The sequence below is a fragment of the Streptomyces sp. NPDC043878 genome (assembly GCF_056435735.1).
The window spans coordinates 231,441-239,903 of the sequence record NZ_JBWKDW010000011.1 but is presented as its reverse complement, the minus strand read 5'-3'; the positions used below and the strand labels follow the sequence as shown (position 1 = coordinate 239,903).

At 72.8% G+C, this 8,463-nt stretch carries 6 protein-coding genes; 2 read left to right on the top strand and 4 right to left on the bottom strand.

Annotation, left to right across the window (positions count from 1 at the left end; translation table 11 throughout):
* Positions 1-167: 167 nt before the first annotated feature.
* The 4 genes from AC07AZ_RS17840 to AC07AZ_RS17825 form a co-directional block, all read right to left on the bottom strand.
* On the bottom strand, positions 168-2,441 hold the full coding sequence (locus AC07AZ_RS17840; protein WP_478848666.1) for a catalase: 2,274 nt from the start codon (positions 2,439-2,441) through the stop codon (positions 168-170).
* A 227-nt stretch (positions 2,442-2,668) separates the two neighbouring features.
* The gene (locus AC07AZ_RS17835; RefSeq protein ID WP_478848664.1) at positions 2,669-3,529 is read right to left on the bottom strand and encodes an alpha/beta fold hydrolase; all 861 of its coding nucleotides are present in this window, start codon (positions 3,527-3,529) and stop codon (positions 2,669-2,671) included.
* A 281-nt stretch (positions 3,530-3,810) separates the two neighbouring features.
* Complete coding sequence (locus tag AC07AZ_RS17830) at positions 3,811-4,656, bottom strand: RNA polymerase sigma factor SigF (RefSeq protein ID WP_478848662.1); 846 nt, start codon at positions 4,654-4,656, stop codon at positions 3,811-3,813.
* A 140-nt stretch (positions 4,657-4,796) separates the two neighbouring features.
* Complete coding sequence (locus AC07AZ_RS17825; protein ID WP_478848660.1) at positions 4,797-7,244, bottom strand: SpoIIE family protein phosphatase; 2,448 nt, start codon at positions 7,242-7,244, stop codon at positions 4,797-4,799.
* Positions 7,245-7,643: 399 nt separating this feature from the next.
* Here AC07AZ_RS17825 and AC07AZ_RS17820 point away from each other — a divergent pair, with 399 nt between their 5' ends.
* Positions 7,644-8,072 (top strand): ATP-binding protein, encoded by a 429-nt coding sequence (locus AC07AZ_RS17820; protein ID WP_478848658.1) that lies wholly within the window; start codon positions 7,644-7,646, stop codon positions 8,070-8,072.
* Between the two features lie 93 nt (positions 8,073-8,165).
* Positions 8,166-8,339, top strand: coding sequence for a CsbD family protein (locus AC07AZ_RS17815; protein ID WP_478848656.1), 174 nt, complete (start codon positions 8,166-8,168; stop codon positions 8,337-8,339).
* Positions 8,340-8,463 lie beyond the last annotated feature (124 nt).

Below are 8,463 nucleotides of genomic sequence, written 5' to 3'. Positions count from 1 at the left end.
GGGGGGGGGGGGGGGGGGGGGGGGGGGGGGGGGGGGGGGGGGGGGTTTTCGTCTTTTTCCTCCCTTTTTGTGCCGGCGGCCCCGCCCCCCCCCCCCCCCCCCCCCCCCCCCCCCCCCGGCCGGCTTCGTTCGTGCCCCTCGTACCACCGGACACGGTCCGGGGCCGGTCAGGCGGCGGTGAAACGCTCCCAGGCCCGGTGCTTGCCCAGCAGACGGACGAGGTTCTCCAGGGCGGCGCTGCCGGTGTCCGCGAGGACCACGCCCGGCGCGTCGGCGGGCACCCCGGCCGCCTGGAGGGCCGCCTCGCCGCCCGCCCAGGCACCGATGGCCTTGCCGTGCCGGAACACCTCGGCCAGCAGCAGCACGACCCGGGGATCGGACGTGGCCGCCGGTACGACGGAGGGCAGCCCCTTGGCGTCGCGGGCGCCGTAGGCGTCACCGCCCATGCCGGGGTGGCCGGCCAGCAGCACCGCGTCGAACTCGACGGACCGCGCGGTGGCGTACGTGCGCTGCACGGTCACCGCGTCCTCGCCCGAGCCGAGGACACCGCCGGCCGGGGCGACGACCAGGGGCACCATGCCGGCCTCGGTCACCGCCTCGCGTACGGCGCGTACGCCGTCCAGGTCGCCGTCCGGACCCACGACGACGCCGATGACGCGGCCGGCCGTCGGCCAGGTGTGGCCCACCTGGGACAGGGCGGGACTGGGTTCCACGTCGGCGAGGGGGACGGTGGGCGCCGGAGCCGGCAGGCCGAGCCCCCCGGCGACCTGGGCGCACAGCTCCGGGTCGATGTTGGCCAGGACCTGCAGGGCCCGCTCCTTGACGGCCTGCTCGTAGCACTTGCCGAGCTCGAAGGTGTAGGCGCCGATGATGTGCTCGCGCTCGATCGGGGACATGCTCAGCCAGAACCGGCGCGGCTGGCTGAAGTGGTCCGCGAACGACTCGGGCGCCTCCCTGACCTTGACGCTCTCCGGCACCCGCACGGGCGTCTCGACGAACGCCCCCGCCTCGGCTCCGGCGGTGAAGGGGCAGCCGCCGTCCAGCGAGTTCGGCCGGTAGGGGGCGACACCGCGGTGCACGGCGGTCTGGTGCATGCCGTCGCGCTGCATGTCGTTGACCGGCGTGTGCGGCCGGTTGATCGGCAGCTGCGGGAAGTTCGGGCCGCCCAGACGGGTGATCTGCGTGTCCAGGTAGGAGAACAGGCGACCGGCGAGCAGCGGGTCGTCGGTGACGTCGACGCCGGGGACGAGGTGACCGACGTGGAAGGCGACCTGCTCGGTCTCGGCGAAGTAGTTCGACGGGTTGCGGTCGAGGGTCAGCAGCCCGACCGGCTGCACGGGCGCGAGCTCCTCGGGGACGAGGTTCGTCGGGTCCAGCAGGTCGATGCCCTCGAAGGTCTGCTCCGGGGTGTCCGGGAAGGTCTGCAGGCCCAGTTCCCACTGCGGGTACGCGCCCGCTTCGATGGCGTCCGCGAGGTCACGGCGGTGGAAGTCGGGGTCGACGCCGCTCGCGATCTGCGCCTCCTCCCACACCAGCGAGTGCACGCCCAGCTTCGGCTTCCAGTGGAACTTCACCAGCGTGGTGGCGCCCTCCGCGTTGACCAGGCGGAAGGTGTGGACGCCGAAGCCCTCCATCGTCCGGTACGAGCGCGGGATGCCCCGGTCGGACATGTTCCACAGCGTGTGGTGGGTGGCCTCGGTGTGCAGGGTGACGAAGTCCCAGAACGTGTCGTGGGCGCTCTGCGCCTGCGGGATCTCCCGGTCCGGGTGCGGCTTGCCGGCGTGGATGACGTCGGGGAACTTGATCGCGTCCTGGATGAAGAAGACGGGCATGTTGTTCCCGACCAGGTCGAAGACGCCCTCACTGGTGTAGAACTTCGTCGCGAACCCGCGGGTGTCGCGGACGGTGTCGGCCGAGCCCCGGGAGCCGAGCACGGTGGAGAAACGCACGAAGACCGGCGTCTCCTCGTCCTCGGCGAGGAACGCGGCCTTGGTGACGGTCGCCGCCGTGCCGTAGCTGCGGAACGTTCCGTGGGCCGCGGCGCCGCGGGCGTGGACCACGCGCTCCGGGATGCGCTCGTGGTCGAAGTGCATGACCTTCTCGCGCAGGTGGTGGTCCTGGAGCAGCACGGGACCGCGGGGCCCGGCCTTCAGCGAGTGGTCGGTGTCGTACAGCCGGGTGCCCTGGGCCGTGGTCAGGTGGCTGCCGGACTGGGCGGCCCGGGCCCGGTCGGCGCCCGTCGGCTGACCGGTGGGCGACACGGTGGCGGGACCGCTCTGGTCCGGCTTCGGCGGAAGCGGCTCGCGGGGCTCGGTGGGCTTCGCCAGGGACGGGGACTCGACGGCCGGTTTGCCGGGGATCCCCTCCTCCGGCTCGTCGCCGCCCTGCACGCTTTCGGTGATCTTCTGGGCTGCCCGCTTGAGGGGATTCGCCTCGCTCATCGGATGTCCCTCCGCTAGGTCCGGTCACAGGGCGCGTGACCTGGTGTTCTGCTGTCGGTCAGGGGCGACCGGCGGGCGGTTTCGCGCCGAGAGGTCACTCGGTACGGCCGCCTCCCGGGCCCGCGCGAGCCGTGCACCGGGGCGCGGGTCGAGCGGTGTGAACGGCCTGCCGGTGCGGTCGCCACGTCTGTGTACCCGTGTCCCGGAAGTCAAGGCATGCGGTTTGATCAGCCGGCGAAGAAGTCGGCGAGGGCGGCCGCCAGCGGCTCGGGGGCCTCCTCGGCCATGTGGTGCCCGGAGTCGATCCCGTGACCGCGCACGTCGGCGGCCCAGTTCCGCCAGATGGCGACCGGATCGCCGTAGAGGTCCTCCAGGTCGTCCCGCAGGGACCACAGGACCAGCGCGGGGCAGCGGATACGGACGCCCGCGGCCCGGTCGGCGTCCTCGTGCCGTGCGTCGACGGTGAGGCCGGCCCGGTAGTCCTCCAGCATGGCGCGCACCACGTCGGGGTCACGGGTGGCCCGGCGCCACTCGTCGTGGTTCTCCTGGCCCATCTGCCGCGGGTCGCCCCGGTACCAGCTGTCGGGATCGGCGGTGATGACCCGTTCCGGGATGTCGGGCTGGGCGAAGAAGAACCAGTGCCACCACCGCGTCGCGAACCGCGCGTCGACGCGCGCCAGGTGCTCGGTCAGTGGCAGCCCGTCCATTAGCGCCACCCGGGACACCGCCTCGGGGTGGTCCAGGGTGAGCCGGAAGGCGACGGGGGCCCCGCGGTCGTGGCCGGCCACCCCGAACCGGACGTGGCCCAGCGCCCGCATCACCTGCGCCATGTCGTTCGCGACGGCCCGCTTGGAGTGGGCGGAGTGGTCCGCGGTGGGCGCGGGCCCCCGGGAGCGGCCGTAGCCGCGCAGGTCGGGGCAGACGACGGAGAAGCCGCGGGCGACCAGCAACGGCGCCACCCGGTGCCAGGTCGCCGAGGTGCGCGGATGCCCGTGGAGCAGCAGGAGGGGCGGGCCCTCTCCGCCGTGCCTCACGAACACGGACGCCTCGTCCACCTCGATCGTCTCGGTCTGGAAGCCGTCGAACATCGCCCCGCCGCCTCTCCCCGGTCCCGCGCACTGGACGGGCCGCCTCCGGCTTGTGGGCGGGAGGCTCGGTGGCCCGCGGGCAGCAGGTGCCCCGGGCGACCGGGCGCACACCCGACGACGCCCGTCCGGGTGAGCGGATGCCACGGCCGGGTGCGGGGCGGACACACGGATGGGCCGGGCGCCGCGTACCTCCCCAGGACTACGGCGTCCGGCCCATCCATCTCATGCGCGCTCCGTGTACCCGCCGGTCGCCGGAGCAGTCCTCCGGTTTCCGGCCGGGATCACCGGGTGGTCTGCATCCCCTGCCGCAGCCGGGTCAGAACGCGGTTGAGCAGGCGGGAGACGTGCATCTGGGAGATCCCGAGCCGCTCCCCGATCTGGGCCTGGGTGAGCTCCTCCACGAACCGCAGGTGGATGATCTCCAGGTCGCGCCGGTCGAGTTCGGCGAGCAGCGGGGCCAGGCTGTGCAGGTCCTCCACGAGCTCCAGGCCGGCGTCCTCGGCCCCGATGAAGTCGGCCAGGACGCTCTCGCCGTCCTCGCTGTTGCTGACCGCCGCGTCGAGGGAGGTGGAACGGTAGCCGTTCGACGCCACCTTCGCGTCGCGGACCTCCTGCTCGGGGAGGTTCATCAGCTCCGAGAGTTCGCTGGTCGTGGGGGTGCGGCCCAGCCGGCTCGCCAGTTCCTCCGTAGCCTTGGCCAGCTCCACCCGGGCTTCCTGAAGGCGCCGGGGCACGTGCACCGCCCACGAGGTGTCGCGGAAGAACCGCTTGATCTCGCCGACGATGTACGGCACGGCGAACGAGGTGAACTCCACCTCACGGGAGATGTCGAACCGGTCGATCGCCTTGATGAGGCCGATCATGCCGACCTGGACGATGTCCTCCAGCTCCTGCGGCCCCCGGCTGCGGAAGCGGCCCGCCGCGTAGCGCACGAGCGTCATGTTCATCTCGATCAGCGTGTTGCGGGCGTACTGGTATTCGGGGGTGCCCTCCTCCAGTACCGCCAGCCGGTCGAAGAACAGCTTCGACAGCCCTCGTGCATCGGTCGGCGGGACCTTCGAGGGGTCGGTCACCCTGGGCAGCTCGGTCGGAGCGTGAGGTGCCCGTACCTCCGTGGTCACGGCCATCGCGGGGGCCTCCATCTCTGGGGATGTCTCTCGTAGCAACAGTGTCCCCTCCTTGATCCGGAGGGGATGCCGCAGCGTCTACCCCCCTTCCCACCCTTCACACTCATCTTTTTATCTCCCGGCCGCAGATGTGTCGGCCGTCACTGTGGGGGCGTGTCGCCGGCCCGCGGGAGATGGATGTGGACGGCGCAGACGTCGTCCTGGCGTTCCTGGGCGACCAGGGCCGCGTGCAGGGCGGTCAGGTTGTCCGGCCGGTCGGTCGCGAACAGGGACGTGGCCGCGGTGACCAGCCGGTCCAGGCCGGTCAGCAGGTCCTGACCGGGGCGTTCGATCAGGCCGTCGGTGAACAGCAGCACATGGTCGGACTCCTTCAGCTGGAGCGTCGCCTCCTCGAAGACCGGGGTGGCGGTGGCGCCGAGAATGATCCCGGCCGGGCGCGCGAGCGGCTCGGCCCTGCCGTCGCGGACCAGTACAGGGGGCAGATGACCGGCCTGGGCCCAGGTGAGGGTGCGGTCGGACGGCCGGTACCGCGCCACGATCATGGTGGCGGTGGTGTGCCCGCCGGCCGACGACGCCATGTGCATGAGCAGCGCGTTGAGGCGGGTGAGCGCGTCCGTCAGACTCGACCCCGTGATGATCATGCCCTTGGCGGTGAAGCGGAGCTGGGCCATCGTGGCCACCGCGTTGATGCCGTGCCCCATGACGTCACCGATGACGAACAGCGCCTCCCCGCTGGGCAGTTCGATCGCGCTGTACCAGTCACCGCCGACGCTGATGCCGAGCTCCGCGGGCAGGTAGAGGGCGTGGGCCGACAGCCCCGCCAGACTGACCGGCCCGGCGGGCAGCGGGAGCAGCGCCTGCTGGAGCCGGGCGGCCACCTTGCGCTCGGCCTGGAGCAGTCCGCGCTGCGTGGACACGGCCCGCTCGCTGTCGAGCAGTGCGAGTTCCGCGCCCCGCTGGCCGGAGAGGTCCTGGAAGAAGCCGTGCACCTCCAGCGGGGTGCCGGCCGCGTCGGTCGTGGCCTCGGCGACGATCCGCAGATGTCGTACGCCGCCGCGGGTCCTGACCCGGAAGGGCTGGTCGATCGCGGCACCCTCGCTCAGCAGCCGCTGGGCGGCGCCGGTCAGCGCCGCCAGGTCCTCGGGCAGGACGTGCTCGGGCAGTTCCTCAAGGCGCATCGGCCCGTCCGCCGGGTCACGGTCGAAGATCGTGAAGACGTGCGGGGACCAGGTGACGGTGTCGGTGACCAGGTTCCAGTCGGCCCAGCCGAGGTTGCCCAGCCGCTGGAGGGCGGAGAGCCGTTCCTCCTGCCGGGTCGTGACGTCGTGCCGCACCCAGGAGACGACGAGGTGTTCCCCCAGCCGCGAGGCGCGCAGCGAGTAGCTGGAGTGCTGCGGGACGCCGGCGACCACCTCCTCGTACGTGAAGGGTTCGCCGGCGAAGGGCCGGCCGGTGGACAGCGCCTCCAGGTAGCCGTTCCACAGTTCCGTGCCGGCGACCGTGGGATAGCACTCCAGCACGCTGAGACCGATGAGCTGCCGGCCCCTGCGGTCGGCGACGTCCACGGACTCCGGCGCCGCGGCCTCGATCCGGAAGTCCTCGACGGTGCCGTCGGCCCCGCGCAGCGGCGCCAGCAGGATCACCGAGCCCGGCAGGGTGTCCAGGATCTGCTGCACGCTGTCGACGGACGGCTTCCTCGGCGGCGTTGGGGCGTCGAGGCTGGCGATCCGGCCCGCGGTGAGCTGCACGGCGGCCTGCAGCAGCTCCCGCTCGCCCGGGGTGAAGGCCCGCTCGGCTGCCCGCAGCACGACGACCATCTCGTCGGCCTCCCCGCCGACGGTGACCGGCAGCCACGCCTGCGACGACCAGCGGTGCCCGTCGCGGTCCGGCACGGCGTACGGCTCGTCGGGCTCGGGCTTCTCCGTCCAGAGCGGCTGCCCGGTCCGCAACGGGTCCCGGGCGCCGGCGCCCGGGACCCGCGTGAGGTGCTCCCAGCGGGCGGTGTCCACGTCGTCCAGTCCGGCCCGCCCGATCAGCCGCAGCGCCTCGCCGGCCCCGGCGTAGACCAGTACGGCGTCGGCGTCGGCCTCGGCCGCGAGATGGTCCAGCAGACAGCGGGCGAGTTCCCGCGGATCGTGTACGTCGGCCAGGGCCATGCCCAGCCTGCCCAGCAGCAGGGCGCTGCCGCCGCCCGTCGCCGCGGGGGCCCGCGGACCACCCGGTTGCGGGCCGGGCCGGGCCGGGGCGAGGTACTGCTCGGAGGCGAACACCGAGCCCGCGTCCCCGGACGGGGCGAGCCGCGACGGGCGGCGGTCGCGGACGGGACGGATGCCGCCGAGCGTCAGCCAGCACTCCTCGACCAGGGTGCGTTCGCCGTTCCGGGAGCGTTCGAGCAGGATCTCGTAGGCGTCCTGGGCCGAGCAGCCCTCCTGGACCATGACGGCGCCCTTGGCGCGTTCGAGGACCGGCAACAGCGCGGCGACCCGCTGCAGTTCGGTGATCTCGTCACGCTGACGCACCACGACCCTCGCCAGGGCCAGATAGTCGGAGGCCGCGCCGGTTCGAGGCGGCTGTTCCTCTGCTGTCACGTCCTGAGCATGGCACAGGCAGGGGCCCCCGGTCAGCCCGCGATCGGGGGCTGACCAGCGGGCGGCCCGGAGCGGCCACAAGGGGGTCCGAGGGCGTCGTCCCCGGGCGCGACGACGTCCGGAAACGGCCCTTGTCACAGGGGCGCGCAACGGTCACGCGCGGGCCGGCCGGGAGGCCGGGGGCGAGCGGGTGCGGCTTCCGGGCAACCGCGGGCGCGACGGGGGCGTCAACCGGAGGACAGGGCCGCCGGCCGTACAGGCGGACGACGGCCGCGTCGTAAAGGTGTCAAGTCCCTGTGGGCAAAAGTGAGGGCGGGAGTGGGTCGGATGCGTATCGTGGGGAACCGGACGCCCTTCGGCACCCCTGGATCGGGCCCGGAACGGACAGTGAGGCGGTTGATGACTTCGGCGTACAGGCCCGACTCCACCACCTCCTCCGTCCCGTTCGTGGAGCGGGACCTCACCGGTGGGTCGGAGATGATCCCCGCTTCGCGCGACCTCGTCCGGGACTTCGTGGCACGGCTGCGGGAGTCCGGTGTCGCCCCGGCCGACACCTTCGAGGACTCGGCGCGACTGGTGGTCAGCGAACTGGTGACGAACGTCGTCCGGCACGCGCCGGGCCCCTCCCGGCTGCGGATGACGCTGCGCGAGGACAGCGTGGAGATCGCCGTGTCGGACACGGGCGAGGGGTGGCCCACCTTCCTGCCGCGAGACCCGCTGCGGATAGGCCGCCACGGTCTGGAGATCGTCACCCGGCTGTGCGGCGAGGTGATCACGAAGCCCGGCGAGATCGGCAAGACCGTCTCCGTACGCCTGCCGCTGCGCTGACGCGCCCGACGGGAAGGCCCGGGTTTACCCGGCCCGGCGCGGGTTACCCGTTGTGGTGACACCGACGTCGAGTGTGACTTGGAGTGATTCAAGGTGGCCGAAGAGCAGAAGGCCAAGGCGAAGGCGGAGCAGGCCAAGGGCAAGGTCAAGGAAGCGGCCGGGCGCGCGGTCGGCAACGAGCGCATGACCGCCGAGGGCCGGGCCGAGCAGTCGAAGGGCGACGTCCGTCAGTCCAAGGAGAAGGCGAAGGACGCCTTCCGGCACTGAGTACAGGCACCACACCAGTACGGGCACCACACCGAGCGGGGGGGGGAGGGGGGGGGGGGGGGGGGGGGGGGGGGGGGGGGGGGGGGGGGGGGGTGGGGTGGGGCGGGTGTGTGGTGGGGGGTGG

Excerpts from the sequence above, each read along its gene's own strand:
- AC07AZ_RS17840 (WP_478848666.1), bottom strand. The coding sequence starts at position 2,441 with ATGAGCGAGGCGAATCCCCTCAAGCGGGCAGCCCAGAAGATCACCGAA.
- AC07AZ_RS17835 (WP_478848664.1), bottom strand. The coding sequence starts at position 3,529 with ATGTTCGACGGCTTCCAGACCGAGACGATCGAGGTGGACGAGGCGTCC.
- AC07AZ_RS17830 (WP_478848662.1), bottom strand. The coding sequence starts at position 4,656 with ATGGCCGTGACCACGGAGGTACGGGCACCTCACGCTCCGACCGAGCTG.
- AC07AZ_RS17820 (WP_478848658.1), top strand. The coding sequence starts at position 7,644 with ATGACTTCGGCGTACAGGCCCGACTCCACCACCTCCTCCGTCCCGTTC.